Source organism: Haemophilus sp. SZY H53 (assembly GCF_054332375.1).
The window spans coordinates 23,473-46,944 of sequence record NZ_JBTGNV010000003.1; the positions used below are offsets into that span (position 1 = coordinate 23,473).

A 23,472-nucleotide genomic window follows, 5' to 3' on the forward strand; every position below is an offset into this window, starting at 1 on the left:
CACGCTAATGCAGAAAATAAAGCTCGCTTATTATACAGAGTTTTAAATTTATTGGTAACTTTATTTAATATAAGCAACTTGTTATCATATTCTCATACAAATACATACGTAAGGAGACACTATGATTATCAGTGCATTAAATAACCCAAATTTCAAAGTGGGTTTACCAAAAGTTATCGCAGACATTTGCGATCATCTCAACACGTTAGATCTTGAAGCATTAGAAAATGGCCGTCATGATTTAAGCGAGCAAGTCTATATGAATGTCATGGAATTTGATACGGTTGAAGCGGATAGCAAACAAGCTGAACTTCACCACAAATATCTAGATATTCAATTACTTATTCGTGGTAAAGAAAATGTTGAAGTAAGCGCGACTTATCCAAACCTCAGCTTATACGATGAATATCGTGATGCAGATGATTACCAACTTACCCCGCAAATTGAAGATAAAAGCACGGTAACACTTTTACCAAAAATGTTCGCCGTCTTTTTCCCTTATGAACCCCATAAACCAGGTTGCACTGTAAACGGCAAATCAAGTTTTGTGAAAAAACTGGTGGTGAAAGTACCGGTAGAATTGATTTAATTATTTCGATTCATTAAAGCAAAAGTGCGGTTAAAGACTGCTGATTTTTGATCTGACCCCAAAAAGTTAGACTGTTATTCAAAGGATTGTTTTCGATATTGTATCGGACTCAGTCCTTTTAATTTTAGTTGAATCCGTCGATGATTATAGTAATCCAAATAATCCCTGACGGCATCAACTATCTCTTCTTTTGTTTTAAATTCCCGACCATAAAAACATTCTGTTTTTAATCGTCCAAAGAAACTTTCCATTGCGGCATTATCTAAGCAATTCCCTTTTCTCGACATACTTTGAATGATGCCATGTTCAGCTAAAATTCGACGATAAGCTACCATTTGATATTGCCATCCCTGGTCTGAATGTAAAATGACACCACAAGCTTTATTTAATCCTTTGACGGCTTGCATTAACATGTCCTCTACTTGCGCCCAATTTGGGGAATAGCTGAGATTATAGGAGACTATCTCATTGTTAAATAAGTCTAAAATTGGAGATAAATAGACTTTACTCCCATCTTTCGCCTTAAACTCGGTGATATCGGTCACCCATTTTTGTTTCGGGGCCGTTGCACTAAAATCGCGTTCAAGATGATTCGGTGCAATTACCCCTATCGTGCCTCGATAGGTGGTAAATTTCTTGCTTTTTCTTGACCGCACTTGAAGCCCAAGTGTCTGCATTAAACGTTGAACTTTTTTATGATTCACGCCTGGCAAGCTGGCATGAACACGTCGGTAGCCATAATCAGGATGATTGGCTTTGATGCGTTTAATGGCCTTTTTCAGCTCCTCATCCCTATCTGGTTTAATCTGAAGTTTCGCAAAAAACGTACTACGCGCTAACTGTGCAAAGCCTAAAAGCCATTTTAACGGATAGCGTGTTCTTAACCTTTGGATAATTTCCGTTGCTCGGCTTCGTCCTGAAGTCTGAGCCTTCTCAACTCCTTTAGGTAGGCTACCTCCGCTTCAAGCTGTAAAATTCTCAGGCGTAAACGGTCTTCTTCAGTTTTGGGTGGCGGTGGCATTCTGGCATATTTAGGTTTCATAGGCGGTCGTCCTGATGGTTTACGGGGAATAAGTCCCTTTATGCCACTTTTTTCAAACTGTTTCAACCATATCCCGATTAGGGCGTTGGAAGAAATATTGTAAAAAACGCGCGGCTTCTCTGATACTCATTTTTCGATTCAGAATAGGTTGAAGAACCTGTAATTTGAATTCGATTGTGTAGTGTTTACCCATAAAAAATCTGCACCTCAATTGTTGGTTTGTTGAGTCCAACTTTTGGGGTGCAGATCACTTTTAAATTTATCACTCTCTTAATGCCTGTTTCATTCGTGTAATCGGTTTAGTTAGATATTGAAACACAGTTTTCTCACCAGTTTTGACATCCACTGTCGCAACCATTCCAGGAATAATTGGCATTTCGTTACCATTTTTGTCGATGAGATTGCTACCTGAAGTTTGTACTAAAATTCGATAATATACGTTATTCATATTTAGTTTTAATTCACTTGCATTACGTTTTTCATCGCTTAGTGTATCTGGACTAATCAATGTGACTTTACCCTCTAATCCACCGTAAATAGCATAATCGTAAGCCGTTAACTTGACTACAGCAGGTAATCCAGGTCGAATAAATGCCACATCGTTAGGTCTAATATAAGCTTCAACTAATAAATTATCCTCAATAGGGACAATTTCAAGAATATCTTGTCCAGCACTTACAACACCGCCAATAGTATTAATTCGGATATTCTTTACAATCCCTTTCATTGGAGCTCGAATTTGTGAACGTTCGACAGGATCTGCTCGCATAGCCATATTCTCTTTGGCTTGCGCTAGCTCGGATTCCGTTTTTACCAATTCGTTACTTGCATCAGTAGTATAACGATTTTGGCGTTCAGTAATTTGCACGGCTAAATCATGTGAATCTCGTTGCATTCTTAATAGTTCAACTTGTGACATTACTCCACGTTTTACCATAGGCGTTGTAATTGCAATTTGTTGCTCTAATGCTGCTTTACTTTTCTGTAGCCCTGAAACTTGCTCCTCCATTGCTCGGCGGCGAGAGACATAGGCAGCTTCTTCACGTTTTTTTAGTTCATCAGAAATATCCTCAGGAAAGGTCAGTTTTGTGTTATATGCTTCAGCTTGTAAACGTGCGACCATTGCTTCTAAATGTTCTACTTTGGCTTTGCTTTCACGTAAAATTGCAGAACTTCGAGTATCATCTAGTTTCAGTAAAATTTGTCCTTTCTCTACAGTATCACCTTCTTTTACTAACATCTGTTGAATAGTACCAGGATCTAGACTTTGTACGATTTGTTCACGACTACTTGGGATTATGCGTCCTTGTCCTTGCGCCACTTCTTCAAGCGGGCTGAAATAAGCCCAAATGATAAAAACAACCATGAAAGACAAAAACAGGCTAATAATTGCAAAATAACCGGTGTGTTTCTCGGATTGTAAAGCTGCACTTAAATCATTAATCAGCTTTAAATCTTCTTTATTAATTTTTTCTTGTGGCTGATTTGACATATTATTTACTCTTCTCTTCTTGTTTTTTAACTGCATTTTTCGGCGTATTATTTTCATTAGGTGAAGTCTGAGCTGGTGTGGCTTGATTATGACGAGCCTCATTTTCTTGTAATCTAGCAATCACAGCATCACGTGGTCCATCCATCACTACGCGACCATTGTCTACAACAACTACTCTGTTTACCATAGGTAATACTTGTAGTCGATGTGTCACAACAACAACGGTTTTATCTCTTGCCCATTGAGCTAAAACATTTAGGGCTTGGCGTTCTGTTTGTTCATCTAATCCCGTTGTAGGCTCATCAAGTAATACCACTCTAGGATGTCTTAAAGTTAAACGAGCTAATGAAACGATCTGTTTTTGTCCCCCAGAAAGACCTAACCCATCCTCTCCTAATGGCATATCTAATCCTTTTGGATGATTTCTGACTAATTGATCGAGATGGAAATTTCGTAATGCAGCAAGTAATTCTTGATCAGTAGAATATCCATCCATTCGAGCCAAATCTAAATTTTCACGCAATGTACCAAGGAATAAACGAGGTGATTGATTGAGTAATGTCACTTTATCTCGCAAGAAATTTGGATCAATTTGGCGAGTATCAACATCGTCTAACAAAATATTTCCGCCTGTTGGTTCATATAGGCCGCCAGCTAATTTTAATAACGTACTTTTTCCGCTACCAATTCGTCCAAGAATAGCTACTTTTTCGCCTGGTCGAATCGTTAAATTTAAATTGGCAATAGCCGGTTGCGTATCTTCATTGTATTGAAATACAACATTTTTAAATGTAAGCTGACCTTGTACTTGGGTCAGTGTAACGTAAGAACGTTCAGGGCTACGTTCAATAGGTCTTTCAACAATTGCATTGACACCTTTTAGCGCATTTTTTGCCTGTTGGAAACGAATAGCCAATCCAGCTACTCGACCCAATGATGAGAGTGCTCGACCAGAAAGAATAACTGAGGCAATCACGGCCCCCATTGTAATTCGAGCTTCAACGACATCATCATGAATTAAGTAGGTCCCTAAGAGCACTAACCCCACTGTATTCAGTTGCTGTAATCCAACTGTAAGGTTAGACACAAACTCATTAATTTCCTTTACTTTCATTGAACTAGTTGCGGTTAACGCATTTAATCGATCCCAACGTTGCTGGGCCCAGTTCGTTGCATTATTTACTTTTAATGTTTCAATGCCTTCCACTGCTTCGACAGCTAAACCTTGCCGCTGTGAACTTTCTCTCATACTCTCATTGATACGTTTTGCTAAAACGGGCTGAACAGCAAAAGAAACAATTAATACTAAAGTACAAATCACCGCAGGTACGATTGCCAATTTTCCCCCAATAATAAACATTACAAAAAGGAATAATAATAAAAATGGCGCGTCTACCAATACTAGTAAGCTGGCACTTGTCATAAATTCACGTACAGCTTCGAAATCTCTAAGATTATTAGCATAAGAACCGGATGAAATCGGGCGTTCAATCAGACGTAATGCCATTACTCGTCTGAATAGTGCAGAACTGATTATCAAATCTGCTTTTTTGCCTGCAATATCGGTTAAATGGGACCGTATCATTTTAGCGATAAACTCGAAGAGAATGGCGAGAAATACACCGATACTCAATACCCATAATGTTGAATAGGCTTCATTAGGAATGACGCGGTCATACACATTCATTACATATAAGGAGCTAATTAACGCTAAAATATTAATTAAAAAGGAAGCGAGAATAACTTGATAATAATATTTTTTAAAACGAGCAATTACCTTCCAAAACCAGGCTTTGGGTAAATGATATTCAGGTAATTCTGAACGATGATCTGCAGTTAATTTAGGCTTTATAAACCAACAGAAGCCTAAATACTTTGACTCGAGATCTTTGTGAGATATTTCATGTGCTGGAGCATCACCCTGGCGAATAACGTAAGTGCGTTCTTCTCCGTGACCTTTTACGTCTGTAATAACTGCAGCTTCCTCATTATTGAGAATAATGATAGCAGGCATTGCAAGCGAAGGTATCTCTAAGAGTTTTCGACGAGAAATATGATTTTCGAACCCGTAACTACGTAAAACCTCACTTAAAGATTGAATATTGGCATTTAAATTTCGATCTCTAGCAACATTTGAGGCTAGCGCTTCTTCAGCAACCGGTTGATTAAGTAGTTTTGTTGCTATGGCTAAATGTTTGATAATTGAATTCATAAAATTTATTTAAAATAATGATGGAACTTTAAAAATGATTAGTTGTATTGAAGTCTGGCACTTTTGCCCATTTTGCTAAACTAGCTTTAGCAAGTAAGTAGGCGATTGCGGCATCACGATAATCATTTTGAGCCTCTACATAATTCGTTTCAGTTGAGGCTAACTCTGCATAAGAGTCTAATACTTCTAATAAAGTTCTATTTGAAATATAAAATTGTTGCTCATAGTCTTGGGCAACTTGAGTTTGGGTTGCAATCAATGATTTCGCAATTTTAGCTCGACGTTCGCTTTGTTTCATATCAACTTTGGCGGTTTCGGCACGTTCTTTAATATCTCTGAGCATCTCATGTGAACGAGCTTTAGCTGACAGTACAACGGCTCGGCTTTTTTCTGTGGCATAGTCTACAGGTTTATTATATAAATCCCAAGACATCGTTAACGCAATACTTCTATCTCGGCGAGTGGCGCTACCTTCCAAATTAATAGAAGGATATTTTGATGCTTTAGTTGCTTCTGAATCTGCTAAGGCACTATTATATTCAGCTTCTTGAGCTTTAAAACTAGGGTGATTATTAGCTTCCACATTATCGAATAAAGCAATTAATTGAGTTGAGTTTTGTTTATTAAATGGATCAACAATATCTTTTTCTGTGAGTTTCTTAGAGGTATATTTACTCAATTTACTTAAGTTTATTGATAATGTTTTTTCTAAGTTTGCTTCTGTTGATTGCGCTTGCAAATAGCGAGATTCGGCTTGTGCAATTTCAGAACGACGACCTTCATCATATTGATTGATTACTTTTAAATCAGCTAAGAATTTTTCATGGCGACGGATATTCTTTTTCGCAATTGCAATTGATTCTTTTGCGCGAAGTGCGGTTAAATAAAGCGTACTTATTGTATTTGCGAGTTCTTCCCGTGTTTCATAATATTTATATTGAAAATATTCCATTTTCGATTTATCTCGCTCAACTGCTGCTTGAATTCCCCCCCAAGCATATAGATTTAAACGGGATCTTACGCCGACATCATCACGCATTTTAGAATTATTTGATGTATGTTGTTGGGCTAATACGTTTTGTCCCGTTAAGGATAGGGTTGGGTAATGACCTGCTTCTGATGCTTTCATATCATTGTAAGCACCCTCAGTATTTGCATTCGCTTCAGTTAACACAGGATCCTGTTGAAGCGAGAGTTGTAGGATCGAGGCTAAGTCTTCGGCAAATACAAATTGTGATTGCAGCGCGCCAAACATGAGTAATGAGAAAATTTTATTACGTGTTAGTTTCATAGAATGGACTCTTCGCGGTAAGTTTAAAAGACAGTTTTGGGATTATAGCTCAAATTAGTTCAGTGTGGATACTTTTAATGTAAATTATATGTAAATTTTCTGACTATTTAGCAATCAATATATTTATTTTTAGTGGCAGGAAAATAGCTGATTTCTTACTAGTATTTATATCAATAATAAATAGGAGAGAGGCGAGCCACAATTTTCACCTATAGTACAATTGGATAAGTTAAGGCCTTTAAACATGATGAGTATTTAAAGTTACTTAGGATGACATCCATCTTCTTGCTTGCTGGTGATTTTTATATGGCTCGTAGCTAAAAAATTACTGATTCTTTTGGTATCAATGATTTTTAGTGTTTATTTATTTTAAGCTAATATGTTTTAGATAAGTTTTATATCCTTTAATTCCCAAGACAAGTTGCATTGTTTATGCGAGAAATAGTATGAGCCTGATGTTTAAGTTGTTTTAATATTTTTTGTGCAGATGTTGTATCAACCTCTACGATTTGAGGGTTAGATGCATTTGAAGTATCGATTGCGAAATAACGTATAGATTGTTCCGCTAGATTTACGTTTAAGTTTGTTCCTGGCTTCATTTCAACATAGTATGCTTCAATTGTGGTGGGTTTTGCACAAATTTCAGTTTTAGCAAAGCCACCTACTTGAAGAGATGCGAGGTATTCATTGTTTACTTTAATATTTACAGCAATGGAGTTTGAACCTGCATCAGTACGGAAAAATACTAAACCTGCATGACTTTTTTGTGGGTTAATATTAGCTGATTGATTATCAAAATTTGACCATCTTTCATTGCTTAATGTACAAGCAGCTAGCATAGAGACAGTAAAGACTGCAGTTAATAATTTAGAAAGTTTCATAGGTAGGTTCCTTCTAATATAAATGATGATAATTACAGTCTGTAGAGACTAAAAGTTGCACAGATGTTGCCTGTGCCCGACGGGAGATTCTAGCTGAAATTTATAATAAAGGAAGACTATTTATAGTTTTTTTTGTACTAAATTTATACAAATTTTTAACCCATTGTTTTATATGGCTTGATTATGGAAGTAACCAAGCCAAAAGGTAAAAAGACAGTTCTTTCTTGAACAAAGATTTGTTGATTATTTAATCACCGTAATTGACCATTTCGCATCATCAATTTGTTCGAAGTTTGTCACTTCATAACCTTCTTCAGCCGCCCAAGCGGGAATGGCTTCAGTGGCTTGTGTGCAGTCGAATTCAATTTCTAGGCCATCGCCTTTATTTAACTTAGCCATAGCTTCCTTGGCTTCAACGAGAGGAAATGGGCAAACAAGGCCGAGTGTTGGTAATTTAACGATCATATAAACTCCTTATGATGCTTTTGCTAATTTTAAACGTTGTGGATGGATAATGGTGAAGTAGGCGGCCACCCAAGTGCCGAGAATCATCAATGGCAATGAGACCCAACCTTGCCAAGAGAAAAAGGCGGTTTCGACTAAGCCATTACCGATAGAGCAGCCACCCGCAAGGGTTGCACCGATGCCCATGAGAATACCGCCGAGTCCGCTGCGTAGAATCGTGGTAGCATCCGGTACGCGAACACGAAATTCATTGCTTGCTTTAGCGCCGATGAATGACCCAATAAAAATCCCTAAGACTAAGAATACGCCCCAGTTAATAAATTTACCGTCGCCAGTAACAAGGAATTGCATGATATTGGCTGATGGGCCAGTGATCCCAAGTCCGAACTCACGACCAGTAGCAACACTTAATGGCCAAGCGGCAAGTGCGATTAATCCGATTAATACGGCAGAGAAAAATGGGTGCCAGCGCTTCTCAAATAATAAGTGAGCAAGTCCCGTTTTCTTTGGTTTTAATGCCGCGACTTTTGCGCTTGGTTTGCTGAGATGTTTGTATACATAGAAAGCTGTCACTAAAGTTAATAATGCGACTAACCACCAAGGTGAAATACCGAATGTATCGTAAATATTGCGTTGCTCAATATTAATACTGCGTAAAGCTTTATTGAATTCACCTAATGGGCCAGTACGCATGATGGCACTTAATAGCATATAAGTGAATAATGCGACCCAACTACCAACTAAGCCTTCCGCAGCACGGTACCACGTACCTGTTGCACAACCGCCAGCAAGAACAATGCCGATACCAAACACAAAGGCACCGATAATTACCGCTAAAAAGGCAAAATTTTCAGCCGGATCGACATTTAATACACCGATTTCTTTTAAGAGAAAGAAACCGATGGATTGCACGGTAATCGCCAATAGAAGGGCTACAAACATTTTGTTATTTTTGGTGACATACATATCGCGAAATGCGCCAGTAATACAAAAGCGCCCACGCTGCATCACAAATCCGAGTAAAATTCCGCAAAGTAATCCAGTTAAAAGCATAAATATTCCTTCTCTTTGAGAACTAAGTAGGTTGGTATTTTCTAAAAAAATAAGAAGGTGACGCCAATAACTTTTGGCTAGAAAATATGTTTTTTTGATATAAAAAAAGTGCGGTCAGAAATTTGAGTGTTTTTCTGACCGCACTAGGGGAGAGGATTTTTGATTTATTTTGAGCCTGCAGCGAAGTTAAAACCCCAGCCGTAATATTGGCTACAATCTGCATGCCCATTAAAGAAGTTAATGTCTTTACGAACTGACATCTGAGAATCATCAAAGTCAATGCTTGCAATCGCACAGAATGTGCGAGGATCAGTTTGTTTCCCCATTTCAACAACGATTTCAGGCTGGTTAGGCACTTTAACGGTTACCACGGCATCAGACTCGGCCCATTTAGCAGCTCCCTCATAAATGAAACAATAGATAACCAAACGACGTAGATCTCTGATACCTTTTGGGTTGACTAAAATATTTTCACCTTCGGCTGAGCTGCCATTCCGATCATCTCCACAATGCCATACCCAAGGCGCTTGGCTATAACATCCTTGGCGTGTTAGACGTTCTCTTGACCCGCAACGACCTTTGGAAAATTGCAAACCGTCAATAAGTGAAGCTGTTCCGTCTTGTAACTCCCAGTAACACCCAAGATCTAAGTCAATCTCTTTATTTGAACCAAATAAGCTACTGAAGAAACCAGAGGGTTTTTGTTGAGTCCAATTTAAGTTAATAGTAATTTGCTGATCAGTTGATTTCGATAAATCAATTTTATGCGAATCACCTTTTTTTTCTAAAGTAATTTTATTTAATGAAACCATTTTTCACTCCAATTAACCAACATTTACACCATATTGTTGACAAAGTGAATATAATCCCCCTGTATATCCTTGACCAATTGCACGAAATTTCCATTCACCGTTATGACGATAAATTTCACCAAACACCATTGCTGTTTCGGTGCTGTAATCTTCAGAAAGATCAAAACGAACAATTTCATCACTAGTATCATTATTAACAATACGTACGAATGCATTGCTGACTTGACCAAAATTTTGACGACGAGCTTCTGCATCGTGAATAGTTACAGTAATAAAAAGTGATTTGATATTACTTTCTACTTTGTCTAAGCGAACTATCACGCTTTCATCATCACCATCTCCATCACCGGTGAGGTTATCGCCAGTATGCTCTATACCACCACAAGGTGAAACTAATTGATTATAGAAAATAAAATGTCTATCAGAAGGCACTTTACCATTTTCTGTTGCCATAAATACACTTGCGTCTAAGTCAAAGTTTTGCCCATCAGTTGAACGAGCATCCCACCCTAAACCAACCAACACATTTTTTAAGCTCGGATCGGTTTTACTTAATGAAACGTTTTGACCTTTGGTTAATGAAATTGCCATATTATAATTCTCCAGTTGTTATTAGGTTAATAAATCTTATGAACCAGTCATTTGAACAACGATAAGTCGTCCGCCTTCGCCTTTTTTCAAAAGAATTTTGGCGCCTTCCTCGAGTTTCATTTTTCCACCAATAGGAATAGATTGTTTCGTATTGACATCTACCATATCAGTCAGATTTTCGTTCACAAGCCACCAATTTCCTTGATGTAACATGAAATAGCCAATGCGTTTAGCATCTTCAGCTTTCAATTTTTCATTAGGAAATATGCGGTTGTCAGCGTGCCATTTAAAAAGTGATTGCCCGCTGTAGACCATAATTCTGTGATTATCAGGGCGATAACTGCCATTTGGTGCAGCAGAATATAAATTTAACACGGGCAATTTACCTTGATGTGCTGTGCCACAAAACGGACATTTGGGCGATTTAGAATTATCAAAAGCATACCATTTCTGTTCACAATTAGCGCCTTGACAAGGCTGAAGTAAATCTACTGTTTTTACTAATGCCTGTTCCCATTCATCTGCTGTCGGGCGAGCAATAGGATTATGCAAGCCGTCAATAAAAGCTCGTTTAAATAATTCGCTTAAATAAGGACCAGTAATGGTATAAGGCATTTTTTGTGTGTCTTTCCAAGGCAGTTCGCTAGGTTTAACATTCCCTACTTTTATACGATTAGAATGATCAGTTGGGTGTTCAATGAATAACGCCTTCTCTCCCATTCCTAATTCTTCATCACGCTGGCTATCATTCATATCAAAGACTTTATCTCCTCGAAGTGGATGGCGATAAAGTAAATACATATAAATTAACACTGCTAATGCATGTAAATCCGTAGTTCGGCTAGGTAACTTACGCTTAGGATCGTTTTTATCTAAATGTTGAGTTGCCACTACTTCAGGTGCAATAAAATCAGGAGTTCCCACCACTGTTGGTGGATGTTTCCCCGGCACAACTAAGCCGTCAATATCAATTAAACTCGCTTGACCAGTTGTTGGATCGATTAAGCAGTTTTTGTAACCTAAGTCGCTATGACTTAATCCAGCCATATGCATACGGCGAACGGCACGAGCCAACATCAAGCAGACTTTCAAATGCAACATCCAATCGCCTAACTCTCGAGAGTCAAGAAACTTATTGCGATTAGAAGCACTGGCGAACCATTTACCGTCTTTATCTTTGCCTTTAATGCCTAACATATCGTTATTACGACTGCCATATTGGAAGAAAAAGCAATCACGATAAAAAGGGCTAACCACACCGAGCTTGCCTTGATATTCCACTACAGCGGTAGGCCAACAGAATAATTTTTTAAGATATTCGCCACCTTCTTGATTAAAGATCTTTTCGCGGTAAGTTCCTGTTATCATTTCTAACCGCTCTTTCGTGGCAAGATCAGCAGGTTCACGGAAGAATGCAACAACATAATCTTTATTAGGTGAGAACATCACATCTTTCATTCCGCCTTGGGCTTTGATTTCATCAACAAATTGAATAGTTTTACCATTTGTTGCAGTGAGCGTGATAACTTTACCCATTATTCAGTTCCTTTTTGAAGTGGTATGTCACTTGCTTTCTGGAGCGTGATTGTTTTTGTTTCATTGTTCTGAGTAATGTTGATAGTTCTGACTTTTTCATTAGCAAATTCTTGATTATTTTCAGTCGCTTGTAGCACTATCTCATTCACTATTCTTGACTCTTCCTGCAAGATTTTATTGCTCATTGATGTATAAGTCATTCCCTGCTATTCTGACTGCGGAATAAATATCGCTAAAGTGCGATCATCGTGCTCTCCTTTTGAGAAGAAATCTAGCCATTCCTCTAAGGCTTTTTCTGGTTGCTCTTTTTGTAATGGTTCACGTAATTCTTGCCAAAATATTTGCCAAGTCTCAAAGGTGTTAAGCTGTACATCACTATGAAATTTAGGATCGGAAACGCCATCTGTCATTAATATCAGGATTGGGGGATAATCACGAATATCTGTATAAATGCGTGAGGTAATTTTTTCCGCATTGGCTTCCGCTAAGGTTAAAAATTGGGTTTCACCTGAATATTGTCCTGAGTCCACTTCACCCAATAATTTAATTTTTTGTATAGCGGGATCAAAGATTGCAGCTGCACCATCTCCCACCCAATAACAAGCAGTGAACCATTTTCCATCGATTAAAGGTAATGTAAACGCAAGCAGTAATGTGCAAGAAAGAGATTTCTGTTCAATAACATAATCTTTTGCCGCTGTTTCTTGTGCAAGATAAGCGGCTTGAACCGCTTCTTTAAACATCACTTTGGTAATATAAGCGAGTTCTTGTTCGTTTTTTTGGGACAGTTTTTGGTAGTCCTTACCTTCAATATTCAGTAACTCAAAAAATTTATCTTTTGCGGCCTCTACTGCTAGTTTTGAGCCTTGGCGAGAAAATTCTGCACTTCCAGCACCGTCGGCAACAGCAATGAAATGAAATTTTGATTTCTCGTGATAGCCGATAGTAAAATCATCATCGCAGCACGTTCCTTTCATTGCGTGAGTACGTCCGCGCATACGAGCTGCGATTAATTGTCCTAAGTCTGTGGAAATCTGGCTACTTGCACTATCTGGTTTCCAAAAACGGCTATTTTTATCGGAAGGAATGTTCTTCCATAAATATTTCGGATTAGGATTGATAAAAAGGGTTGAGTGTGCTGTATTACCGTCAGTAAGTTGAAAAGTCAGTAAAAATTCACCGCTCTTTATCGGTACACCATCTAATGCTTGCGCTTCTACATTCCAAGCTAATCCAAGGTCCTCTTCAACTTTTAGAGATTGAATTGTAGGGAAATCATTGGTTTTTTGGTAAAAATAAGGTTCATCTTGTTTTGCATTTGGCAATGTAATGATGAGCTCTTTTTTATATACTGGTGTTGTTTCTGTTGGTTGAATGGTCAACATATTATTTTCCAATGATGTTATATTTTTAGCTTCCTGAAAACGTTGCCATATTTCACAAATATGGGATATTAATGTCTGATTTTGACTGGCAAAGGCATCAAGATATTTTTCATCAGCCTGATTTAACCAAGATTTTATTTTTTCTAATTGTTCGGTTGCATTCATCCCTAGCCCCTTGCACGCGTAATATCAAAATCAGCACCGTCTGCTTCATCATTAAAATACAAGGTTTCATTACAACCAGGGCAGACGACTTCTTTTTCGCCGTTAGCACAGAAAATTTGCCCACAGTTGCACATACACAAACCAAAAGCAGCACCACAATGGGGGCAACCGCCACCACCCCAAAGTTGGGATGTTGAGATTTTGCTATGATTTGGGCGATTATCAGACCAATCTACGTAATCTTTTTCAGCTGGGTAAACACCAACATATTGAAAAATCGCATTATCAAGCGGACTGTTTTCAAGCCGTTCATATTTCATTAAATAAGGCAATTTCACCTTGCTACATTTACCCACGATGATTGCATAATTTTCATCTAAAGCGACCATTTGCTCTTTTTCTTTTATCAAAGAAATCGCACCGCTTTCTAAAATTTCTTTATTCAGTGATATAGGTAATTCCACACCCAGCGAGCGACTTTGACTTAGAATGGAATCCGCAACAGATTCACATAAAGCACGGTAAACTTTTTCTATATCTTCATCATCTAGTCGATAGGTTAAATCACTAATTTCACTTAATGTATCAAGGTTGGCAAATTTACCAATGCCAATATTGATTAGCTTCGCTTTATTTTGAAAATGGTGTTTCCAGCGAGAAATAGCTTGTGCAGGATCATCTGTTGGCGAACCGTCTGACATAATGTAAATCAATGGTTTCCAATCGCCTTTTTTCTCTGCCGTACTACGCACAATATCTTTTTCTAAAGAATCCATTAAATGATTTAGTGCTGCACCAATAGATGTTCCAGAACCAATCGGCAAACGAGGTGGGTAAAAACTCATTAATTCCGTTAATGGTGCAAGCGTACCAGCCGCCCCAGCAAATGCGATCACAGAAAGATAAACAGATTCCAACGCGTAAGGATCACGGCGAAGTTGATTAACCAAGCGGCTAATGCCTTCTTGCATTTGACGAAGATTTTCGCCAGCCATGCTTTCAGAGATATCAACAACAATATAAACTGGTAAACGACGCATAATTTTTCCTAGAATACAATATTAATTTCATCAGGTGGCGGTGGCAGGCTGTTATTATCGATTGCACCCACGCTAACACTGGTTTGAGCTACGGAAGCAGATACCCATTGGAAGAACTGAGAAAAACTATTTGCATCCATAGTGTCTAATGACACAACTGTGTCTGTAAGTTTTTTTAGAATATTAGGATCTGCCTTTGGTCCTGCTGCACAAGCCACGATATTGCCAAAATTTAAGGATTTAATTTGTGGAATGGCTTGCTCATAAGCCAAAGTGTCAGAAGGCTTGCCATCAGTTAGTAAAATCAAGATAGGACGCCAATCGCCTTTTTGTTCCGCTGTTGCTAGAAGGCGATCTTTTTTAACCGCTTGCACGATATTTTCCAGCATTTTTCCAAGAAAGGTTGCGCCACTATCAGGGCAAGAAATCGTTGGCAATACCACATCTTCAAGTGCGGTCAAGGGGAAGACATTTTTGATCACCGTATCAAAAGTGGAAATAGAAAGATAAACACTTTCAAGTGCATAGGGATTTTGCCTTAATGCAGAAAGCAGTGATTGTAATCCGACATTCACTGCTTCAATCGGCTCTCCTTTCATTGAGCCAGAAGTGTCAATACAAATATACGTGAGTAATCTTCTTGCCATAATTCTCGCCGAACCATTTATAAAACAATGTTCAATTCTGCTGGTGGTGGCGGTAATTCACCTAATCCGCCCACATCTTTTTTGTTAAGATCGACTTTTTGGCTTGAAACAGAAATCGATGCAGAAACCCATTTAAAGAAGGCTTTAATTGAATTTGCATCAGCAGTATCTAATGACACCACGCTTTCTGTAATTTGTTTTAATACGTTGGTATCAGCTCCGGCACCGGCTGCACAAGCGACAAAAGTTCCTGTTTTCACCGTTTTTAATGCATTAATTCCTTTCTGCAAATCGTCAGTTGGTACACCATCTGAAAGTAAAAATACAACTGGTTTCCAGTCACCTTTTATTTCCGCAGATCCTTTTTGTACCTCGCGATTGATACAATCTGTAAGTAAACTTAACGCTTCGCCCATTGATGTTAAGCCTGATGCTTCAATAGTTGGAAGCTGAAAGCTCATTAGCTCCGTTAGTGGTGTAACTTGTTTGGCTTTGCTATCAAAAGTAATCACAGATAGATAAGCCGTTTCTAATGCGTAAGGATCTTGACGTAATGCAGAAACTAGCATTTGTAAACCATTACGCACAGATTCAATAGCCTCGCCCATCATTGAGCCAGAAGTATCGACTAATAAATAAACAGGTAAACGACGCATAAATTTCTCCTAATAGCAATTTTGTGTTGGTATCCCATTTTTACGATTTAGTTCCATTGCAGCTTCACAAGCAGAACGTGATTGTTTTCCTGCGCAATTTTGATTAAACCAATTTATCATTTGTGAATGTTGAAATATTTTTTGGTTATAAGCATTTACTGATGCACTCGAATATTGATCAACATAAGTATTTTGAAGCGAATCACCTAACCATTTCGCTTGGTTGTAGATTTCAACACATTGTTGTTCCATTCCATCACTAATTACTGGAACATATCCACGTGTAGATGATGTTGGTGGCGTTATATAGTGTTGGTTTGCCAAAACATTTGTAGTGGTAAAATAAGCGGTCAGAAAAATAAATTTCTTTACGTTCATTGCATTATCCTTCTTGTTTTTCAGGGAAAATAAACGAAGCAACAACACCAATAAATAAAACACCTAATACAATATAAAGGCTAACATTGGCAGAAATATGAATGCCTGTATCAAATACCGCGTGATTCCAAGATTGAATCCCCATTTTGATACCAATAAAGAACAATAAGGCAATGACAGCTTTTTCAAGGTGAACAAGATATTTTGTGAGTGCAGCAAGAATAAAATAGAGACTACGTAATCCTAGAATCGCGAAAATCATTGCAGCATAAACGAGTAATGGTTCTTGAGTAACAGCAATAACAGCAGGTACTGAGTCAAAGGCAAATGCTACATCGGATGTTTCAATAGCCATTAAACATAAAAATGCAGGCGTTGCGTAACGAAAACCTTGACGAGTAACGGAAACTATTTGATCTGCATTTAATTCGTTATTTTTTACAAAGAATTTTTCTTGCACTAGTTTTGGGAAAACAGGCATTATTTTCCCTACCAAACGAACACTCCAGTGATGAGTATAGTCTTCGATTTCTTCTTCATTATCATCTCCGCCTTGTAACATTTTCCAACCACTCCAAAGTACAAAAGCAGCAAAAATAAATCCAACCCAAGGACTTGCAGAAAACAATCCAGTCCCAATTACAACAAAAATTGCTCGGAAAATTAATGCGCCTAAAATGCCCCAATAGAGAATACGGTGCTGAAGATGATCTTTAATTCCGAAAGAAGCAAAAATTGCGACAAAAACCATCAAGTTATCAATGGATAAACTCTTTTCAAGTACATAACCGGCAAGATAGAGATCTGCCCATTCCGGTTCAAAACGGAAATAAAGATAAACGTAGAACGCCAATGCCAATGAAATCCAAAAGATTGACCAAAGTGCGGCATTTTTTACGGTAATTTCTTTACTATGTCGGTGAGCAACTAAGTCAATATAAATTGAGAATAAAATTGCACAGAAGAAAACAACCAAAACCTCTAAAGGAAATCCAAAATGATGCATAGATGAAACCTAAAATGAAAACATGTAAACCAATATAGTTTACATAAAAACCTAAATAGTTTACAAGATCTTTTTGGATTTAGTCATAATTATTTTCATTATGAAAATATTAACTGAAAAAGAAAAATTTAGTGCACGTTTAAAACTAGCTCTTTCAGCAATGGCTATGCAGAATTTGAAGACAAGTGAAATAGCAACTAAATTTAATTTGCAACACCCAAATGAGTCTGTTACTCAACAAGCCGTACATAAATGGCTTAATGGTTTGGCTATTCCATCAATGGATAAAATTGAAACATTATCTAAGTGGTTATTAGTTAAACCAGAATGGTTGCGTTACGGTGTGGGTGATAATGAAAAAATGACAATGCTAGATGAAGTTTTGTTGAAGATGATTATTGGACTATCGGAACAGCAAAAATCAGCATTAATTGCTTTTATTAGTTCTTTTCAAAATAAACTTTAATCAAAATTATACACAATGAGAGCGGTAAAAATTATATAGATTTTTCACCGCACTTTATTTTCATTAAGGGCAGGGCTTACTCACCATAATTTCAATCACTTGGCGATCGATGTGGTGCATACTCTTAGAGGCAATTGAGCATAGATTGTCGATAGTGCGATCGAGATCATGTTCAACAATACCTTCATTACCCGTAACATGGGTTTCATCCATTGCCATGATAACTGATTTGTAGCCAGAAGCCACGCTAGTGGATACTTTCATCGCACAGCTATTGGATGCGCCATCGCAGATGATTCCGCTGATGTCACCAATCATGCTGCAAATCCCCATGCTCACGGTTTCAAATTTGCCCGTAAGCAAATAGGCAATGCCTGCACAGCTTCCCATAGAGGCGGTTGTTACTGCGCAAAGGGCAGACAGTTTGGGTAATTTACTGTGAATATAAATGGCCATTAAGTGTGATAAGAAAAGGGCGCGGAGACGTTTTTCTTCACTCACGTTTAAATAATCGGCGACCACAACCACGGGCATAGTGGCGGCAATCCCTTGATTGCCTGATCCAGAATTGCTCATTGCTGGCAATGTAGCCCCACCCATACGCGCATCGGAGGCTGCAGTGGTTTCGATCATGATTTTGCTGAGCAAATCGTCAGACATTAAACCGCTACCGACTTGTTTGCGTAACGTTCTGCCAATGTGTAAACCGTAATTTTCGCGTAATCCTTCGTTAGATAGTGCTCGATTGAGCTCAGCAGCTTGTCCGATAAAGCGGATTTTATCGAGCTCAACTTCACAAGAAAATTCAAAGATTTCACGTGCGCTCACCTGTTTGAAAATATCATAAGGATCGCAATCAGCACATTCATCGTGTTCTTTCTCAAAAACAACTTCGCCATTTTTTTCAATTAAAATGATGTTTGTGTGTTGATCTTGAATCGCTACTTTCACTCGGTCATTATCGGCAAACAACACGGCTTCCGAATATAAAATATGATCGGTTTGATGAATATCGACATTCACGAGCTTTTTATCAAGCATCGCTTTGGCTTGTGAAACTTGTTCTGGCGTGATGTGTTTTAACACTTCCAACTCACCCTCAGGATCACCGCCTAAAGCACCAATTGCTGCAGCAATAGGCAAGCCCACCATGCCCGTTCCCGGTACTGCAACGCCTAAACCATTTTTCATTAAGTTTGGCGATACCTTAGCTTCAATACGTTCAGGTGTTTTGCTTAAATATTTAGCCGCAGTTGCTGCAGCAAGCGCCAAAGAGATAGGTTCAGTACAGCCAAGTGCCGGAACCACATCGCGTTCTACAATTTGAATTAATGGTTTTTCGATTTCGTTGCGTCTTTTTTGATTCATAAAATTCTTTTTAATTTGTTAAATACTGTCTTCTTTCTCTATGACTAATATGCGCGCTTCACCTTGTGGATGAGCAACATGTTCGGTACCGATACCCGCATAAAAAATATCACCCGTATGGAGCAATACGGTTTTCTCTTGACCATCTTCTTTGTAGCGCATTTCCACTGAACCATCCATGACAGCAAAGACTTCTTCACCGTCATTGATATGCCATTTGTAAGGCTTATCTGTCCAGTGAAGACGTATGGAAATACCATTCATATTGGTAATATCAAGTGCTCCCCAAGCACGTTCTGCCTTAAAGTGCTGACTTTGAATAACTTTATTCATGACTATATTCCTTAGTGCGCCTCATCCCAGTTAGTGCCTTGACCTACTTCTACAATCAGTGGTACGACTAAATCAGCTGCGCTTTCCATGTGTGTTTTGATGAGCTCGCTATAAAACTCAACTTTTTCTGACCGCACTTCAAACACCAATTCATCGTGCACTTGCATGATCATTGCAATATCGGGATCATTTTGTAGTTTTTGATCTAATTGAATCATGGCTCGTTTAATAATGTCTGCGGCGGTACCTTGCATTGGCGCATTGATTGCGACACGTTCGGCGGCTTTACGGCGCATACCGTTAGAGGAGTTAATATCCGGCAGATATAAACGACGGCCGAATAAGGTTTCCACATAGCCTTGGGCTTTGGCTTTTTCACGAATATCGTGCATAAAGGTTTGTACGCCAGGATAGCGTTTGAAATACAAATCCATATAGCTTTGAGCGTCAGCACGGCCAATACCAAGTTGGCGCGATAAACCAAAGGCTGACATACCATAAATTAAACCGAAGTTAATTGCTTTAGCATTGCGGCGTTGTTCGGATGTTACTTCATCGAGTGCGATACCAAAGATTTCTGCTGCGGTAGAGCGGTGAATATCTTTGCCTTGGGTAAAGGCGTTAATTAAGCCCTGATCCTGTGATAGGTGCGCCATAATGCGCAGCTCGATTTGTGAATAGTCAGCCGCCACAACAGTAAAGCCTTCGCGCGCAATAAATGCCTGACGAATACGACGGCCTTCTTCATTACGAATCGGAATGTTTTGCAGATTCGGATCACTTGATGAAAGACGACCGGTGGCGGTCACCGCTTGATGGTAGGAAGTATGCACTCGACCCGTTTGTGAATTCACCATTTGCGGTAATTTGTCAGTGTAGGTGGATTTTAGTTTGCTTAGCCCTCGATGTTCTACCAATACTTTCGGTAATTCATGACTAAATGCCAGTTCCTCCAACACTTCCTCGTTGGTTGATGGAGCACCTTTTGGCGTTTTTTGTAAAACAGGTAGTCCAAGTTTATCGAACAAAATTTCTTGTAATTGTTTGGTGGAGGCCAAATTAAATGGCTGACCAGCCAAGACATAGGCCTGTTCTTCTAACTCATTTAAACGGTTAGCGATTTCATTAGATTGTAGGAATAGTGCATCGCTATCAATTAAAACACCTCGACGTTCCATACGGGATAGTACGCCTAACAATGGCAATTCCATTTCTTTAAAGAGTTTTTCAAGACTTGGTTCTTTAGAGAGTTTTTTCCATAGCACTTGTTGCAGTTTCATTGTCACATCAGCATCTTCCGCAGCGTACTCAGCGGCTTGTTCCAACGGAATTTGGTTAAAGGTCAGCTGATTTTTACCTTTGCCTGCAATCTCTTCAAAACTGATGGTTTGATGTCCTAAATAACGTTTTGCCAGATCGTCCATATTATGACGACCGGTGCTGTTGAGCACATAGGACTCCAACATGGTATCGAAAGCCAAACCTTGCACATCAATGCCATTACGGGCAAAGATGGTGAGATCGTATTTGAAGTTTTGCCCAACTTTTTGAATAGCAGGATTTTCTAAAACTGGTTTTAACAACGTAAGTGCGGTTGTTTTTTCGAGAGTTTTTGGTGCACCTAAATAATCTAATTGTAGCGCTAAATAAGCGGCTTCACCGTTTTCTAATGCAAAGGAAATACCGACCAAGTTGGCGGCCATATAATCTAAATTATCGGTTTCAGTATCTAGCGCAAAAAGTTTGGCTTGATTGAGTTTTTCCACCCAACGATTTAAATCGGCTTCGGTGAGCAAGGTTTCATAACGGCTACGATCAATTTGAATTGCCGGCAATGCTTCATCGTCATTATTTTGAGCAAGCGCAGGCGTAGCTTGATAGTGATTAATCTTGGTCGGTTGTTCGTTATTATTGGTGATGGAATCAGCGCCATTCATCACTTCATTGAGCCAACGTTTAAATTCATAACGGCCGAAATATTCAGTGAGTTGATCGTTATTGCTTGCGCCAAGAGTGAGTTGCTCTGGCGTAATATCGAGGGCGACATCGGTTTTTATGGTGGCAAGGCGATAGGATAAATCGGCCATTTCTTTTTCCGCCAATAACTTATCACCTAATTTTTTTGCCCCACGAATTGGTAATTCAGCCACTTTGTCTAAGTTGGCATAAATTTCTGCCATACTGCCGATACCCTGTAAGAGGCCGAGAGCCGTTTTTTCACCCACACCCGCCACGCCTGGAATATTATCGGCGCTATCGCCCATTAGCGCTAAGTAATCGATGATGAGTTCTGGTGGAATACCGTATTTTTCAATCACGGCATCGCGATCCAATAAGGTATTATTCATGGTGTTGATCAACATAATGTTGTCATCCACTAGCTGTGCCATGTCTTTATCGCCGGTGCTGATTAAGACTTTTTGATTAGCTTTGGAGGCGGCTACCGCTAAGGTACCAATGACATCGTCAGCCTCCACGCCTTCAATGACTAAAAGAGGAATGCCAAGGGCGCGGATAATATCGTGTAACGGCTGAATTTGTTTGCGCAGATCGTCGGGCATTGGTGGACGATGAGATTTATATTGTTCAAACATTTCATCACGGAAAGTTTTGCCTTTCGCATCAAAGACCACCGCAATATGGCTCGGTTGCACTTGCGAAATCAGGCTTTTGAGCATATTTAATACACCGTACATGGCACCAGTCGGCTCGCCAGCAGAATTGGTGAGTGGCGGAAAAGCATGAAAAGCACGATATAAATAAGATGAACCGTCCACTAGGACTAATGGATTAGGAGCAATAGTTGACATAAATATTCCGTTCAAAAATAATGAAAAGTGTCGCATTATAGCCTAAATTGGGAAATGGGGCGAACATATAAAGTACGGTTAATTAAATGTAAAAAGTATGACGAAGGCATTTGGCTATGGCATAATAGGTATACTTAAATATTCAACATAAGGGAATAGCATGTCATTAAAACTGGTTGAAGTTGTTGTATTAGGGCAAGTGTTGCGCTTGAATGTCCCTGCAGAACAAGAGGAGATTTTGCGTCAGGCTGCACGTAGTTTAGATCTCCAAGTATCTGAAATGAAAGAGCGTACAGGTTTATTGCAATTAGACCGTGTGCTTTCTATCGTTGCCTTGAATTTAAGTTTTGAATTAACCCAAGAAAAGAATAAAAATGCCCAGATTGAAAACGTGTTATGTACGCGAATTCAGCAGTTAGATCATTCTTTAGAAAATGCATTAGGTGGACGCCTTATCGTCGATTAAATAAAAAAGAACCGCATGTTGAAAGTGCGGTTCTTTTTTATGTATTTTTAATCGGGCGTGTAATAGAGTTTACCAATTTCAATTTTTTGTCGCCCTGTTTCTTCACGCCATTTATTGCTGTCTCGTAAAGAATAAACGCAACCACAATATTCTTGCTGATAAAAACGTTCACGCTTACTGATTTCGATCATGCGTTGCGATCCGCCAGCTTTACGCCAGTTGTAATCCCAATAAATCACATCATCATATTTTTCAGCCGCACGGTGACCACATCCATTAATTTGCTCCATGTCTTTCCAACGGGAAATACCAAGACAGCTGGTAAATACAGGGAAACCATGTTCATGAGCATATTCAGCCGCTTTTTCAAAACGCATATCAAAACACATGGTACAGCGAATGCCACGTTCCGGTTCCCATTCCATACCTTTTGCGCGATCAAACCATTGTTGGCGATCGTAGTCAGCATCAATAAACGGAATCCCGAATTTTTGGGCAAAGCGGATATTTTCTTCTTTACGAATTAAATATTCTTTTAATGGATGAATATTCGGGTTGTAAAAGTAAATTGTAAATTCAATACCCGAGGCCAAAATGGCTTCCATTACTTCACCTGAGCAAGGTGCACAGCAAGAGTGAAGAAGTAACCTATTATGTCCTTCAGGTAATTCGAGTTTTTCACGAATAAAAGGCGCATTGGGATCCTTGCGCACTTTTTGCTTACGCGGTTTTTGAAATTTAGGTTGAGAATCGGCCGCACTTTGCGGTTGAATTTGTTCTTCAGTCAT

The 23,472-nt window shown here is 38.9% G+C and carries 23 protein-coding genes and 1 pseudogene; 3 read left to right on the forward strand and 21 right to left on the reverse strand.

The window, feature by feature from the left end; all coding sequences use genetic code 11:
• The first annotated feature begins 121 nt into the window (after positions 1-121).
• Entirely contained in the window at positions 122-589 is a 468-nt protein-coding gene (nanQ, locus tag ACXVWB_RS03645; protein ID WP_289901493.1) for an N-acetylneuraminate anomerase, read from the forward strand.
• Positions 590-663: 74 nt separating this feature from the next.
• Here nanQ and ACXVWB_RS03650 read toward each other — a convergent pair.
• The 17 genes and pseudogenes from ACXVWB_RS03650 to ACXVWB_RS03730 form a co-directional block, all read right to left on the reverse strand.
• Positions 664-1,491, reverse strand: a pseudogene (locus tag ACXVWB_RS03650) (IS3 family transposase); the annotation flags it as partial.
• Positions 1,492-1,893: 402 nt separating this feature from the next.
• Positions 1,894-3,123 carry an HlyD family type I secretion periplasmic adaptor subunit gene (locus ACXVWB_RS03655; RefSeq protein ID WP_458485213.1) on the reverse strand — a complete coding sequence of 410 codons (1,230 nt, stop codon included), beginning with the start codon at positions 3,121-3,123 and terminating at the stop codon, positions 1,894-1,896.
• A gap of 1 nt (position 3,124) precedes the next feature.
• A complete protein-coding gene (locus tag ACXVWB_RS03660) occupies positions 3,125-5,335 on the reverse strand; it encodes a type I secretion system permease/ATPase (RefSeq protein WP_128786935.1) in 2,211 nt (736 codons plus the stop codon).
• 28 nt (positions 5,336-5,363) lie between these two features.
• Positions 5,364-6,626, reverse strand: a complete 1,263-nt coding sequence (locus ACXVWB_RS03665; protein ID WP_289901491.1) for a TolC family protein — start codon at positions 6,624-6,626, stop codon at positions 5,364-5,366.
• 404 nt (positions 6,627-7,030) lie between these two features.
• Positions 7,031-7,507 (reverse strand): hypothetical protein, encoded by a 477-nt coding sequence (locus ACXVWB_RS03670; RefSeq protein ID WP_289901490.1) that lies wholly within the window; start codon positions 7,505-7,507, stop codon positions 7,031-7,033.
• 243 nt (positions 7,508-7,750) lie between these two features.
• Positions 7,751-7,972, reverse strand: coding sequence for a sulfurtransferase TusA family protein (locus ACXVWB_RS03675; RefSeq protein ID WP_005631077.1), 222 nt, complete (start codon positions 7,970-7,972; stop codon positions 7,751-7,753).
• A gap of 9 nt (positions 7,973-7,981) precedes the next feature.
• Entirely contained in the window at positions 7,982-9,025 is a 1,044-nt protein-coding gene (locus tag ACXVWB_RS03680; protein ID WP_289901489.1) for a YeeE/YedE family protein, read from the reverse strand.
• Between the two features lie 164 nt (positions 9,026-9,189).
• Positions 9,190-9,837 carry a TerD family protein gene (locus ACXVWB_RS03685; protein WP_458485214.1) on the reverse strand — a complete coding sequence of 216 codons (648 nt, stop codon included), beginning with the start codon at positions 9,835-9,837 and terminating at the stop codon, positions 9,190-9,192.
• Between the two features lie 12 nt (positions 9,838-9,849).
• A complete protein-coding gene (locus tag ACXVWB_RS03690; protein WP_289901487.1) occupies positions 9,850-10,428 on the reverse strand; it encodes a TerD family protein in 579 nt (192 codons plus the stop codon).
• Between the two features lie 36 nt (positions 10,429-10,464).
• Entirely contained in the window at positions 10,465-11,964 is a 1,500-nt protein-coding gene (locus ACXVWB_RS03695; RefSeq protein WP_289901486.1) for a helix-hairpin-helix domain-containing protein, read from the reverse strand.
• A complete protein-coding gene (locus tag ACXVWB_RS03700) occupies positions 11,964-12,149 on the reverse strand; it encodes a hypothetical protein (RefSeq protein WP_458485215.1) in 186 nt (61 codons plus the stop codon). Before ACXVWB_RS03700 ends, ACXVWB_RS03695 begins: the two co-directional genes overlap by 1 nt.
• Before the next feature lie 21 nt (positions 12,150-12,170).
• Positions 12,171-13,514, reverse strand: coding sequence for a PP2C family serine/threonine-protein phosphatase (locus ACXVWB_RS03705; protein WP_289901484.1), 1,344 nt, complete (start codon positions 13,512-13,514; stop codon positions 12,171-12,173).
• 2 nt (positions 13,515-13,516) lie between these two features.
• On the reverse strand, positions 13,517-14,554 hold the full coding sequence (locus ACXVWB_RS03710; protein WP_289901483.1) for a TerY-C metal binding domain-containing protein: 1,038 nt from the start codon (positions 14,552-14,554) through the stop codon (positions 13,517-13,519).
• Between the two features lie 8 nt (positions 14,555-14,562).
• Complete coding sequence (locus ACXVWB_RS03715) at positions 14,563-15,201, reverse strand: vWA domain-containing protein (protein ID WP_289901482.1); 639 nt, start codon at positions 15,199-15,201, stop codon at positions 14,563-14,565.
• A gap of 17 nt (positions 15,202-15,218) precedes the next feature.
• Positions 15,219-15,857 (reverse strand): vWA domain-containing protein, encoded by a 639-nt coding sequence (locus ACXVWB_RS03720; protein ID WP_075875815.1) that lies wholly within the window; start codon positions 15,855-15,857, stop codon positions 15,219-15,221.
• A 9-nt stretch (positions 15,858-15,866) separates the two neighbouring features.
• Entirely contained in the window at positions 15,867-16,235 is a 369-nt protein-coding gene (locus tag ACXVWB_RS03725) for a hypothetical protein (protein WP_289901481.1), read from the reverse strand.
• 4 nt (positions 16,236-16,239) lie between these two features.
• The gene (locus ACXVWB_RS03730; RefSeq protein WP_289901480.1) at positions 16,240-17,241 is read right to left on the reverse strand and encodes a TerC/Alx family metal homeostasis membrane protein; all 1,002 of its coding nucleotides are present in this window, start codon (positions 17,239-17,241) and stop codon (positions 16,240-16,242) included.
• A 100-nt stretch (positions 17,242-17,341) separates the two neighbouring features.
• Between ACXVWB_RS03730 and ACXVWB_RS03735 the strand changes: the two genes are divergently transcribed.
• Positions 17,342-17,707, forward strand: a complete 366-nt coding sequence (locus ACXVWB_RS03735; protein WP_005655721.1) for a transcriptional regulator — start codon at positions 17,342-17,344, stop codon at positions 17,705-17,707.
• A gap of 63 nt (positions 17,708-17,770) precedes the next feature.
• Here the strand turns inward: ACXVWB_RS03735 and ACXVWB_RS03740 are convergent, their stop codons facing one another.
• From ACXVWB_RS03740 to polA, 3 genes are read right to left on the reverse strand one after another with little or no spacing between them, the layout of a single operon-like run.
• Positions 17,771-19,075 (reverse strand): L-cysteine desulfidase family protein, encoded by a 1,305-nt coding sequence (locus ACXVWB_RS03740; protein WP_289901479.1) that lies wholly within the window; start codon positions 19,073-19,075, stop codon positions 17,771-17,773.
• Between the two features lie 18 nt (positions 19,076-19,093).
• Complete coding sequence (locus ACXVWB_RS03745; protein ID WP_289901478.1) at positions 19,094-19,408, reverse strand: cupin domain-containing protein; 315 nt, start codon at positions 19,406-19,408, stop codon at positions 19,094-19,096.
• A gap of 11 nt (positions 19,409-19,419) precedes the next feature.
• Positions 19,420-22,218 (reverse strand): DNA polymerase I, encoded by a 2,799-nt coding sequence (gene polA / locus ACXVWB_RS03750; protein ID WP_289901477.1) that lies wholly within the window; start codon positions 22,216-22,218, stop codon positions 19,420-19,422.
• Between the two features lie 160 nt (positions 22,219-22,378).
• Here polA and ACXVWB_RS03755 point away from each other — a divergent pair, with 160 nt between their 5' ends.
• A complete protein-coding gene (locus ACXVWB_RS03755) occupies positions 22,379-22,684 on the forward strand; it encodes a cell division protein ZapA (RefSeq protein ID WP_289901476.1) in 306 nt (101 codons plus the stop codon).
• 47 nt (positions 22,685-22,731) lie between these two features.
• Here ACXVWB_RS03755 and ACXVWB_RS03760 read toward each other — a convergent pair whose 3' ends face one another.
• Positions 22,732-23,472: an epoxyqueuosine reductase QueH gene (locus tag ACXVWB_RS03760; protein ID WP_289901475.1), complete on the reverse strand. Its 741-nt coding sequence runs from the start codon at positions 23,470-23,472 to the stop codon at positions 22,732-22,734.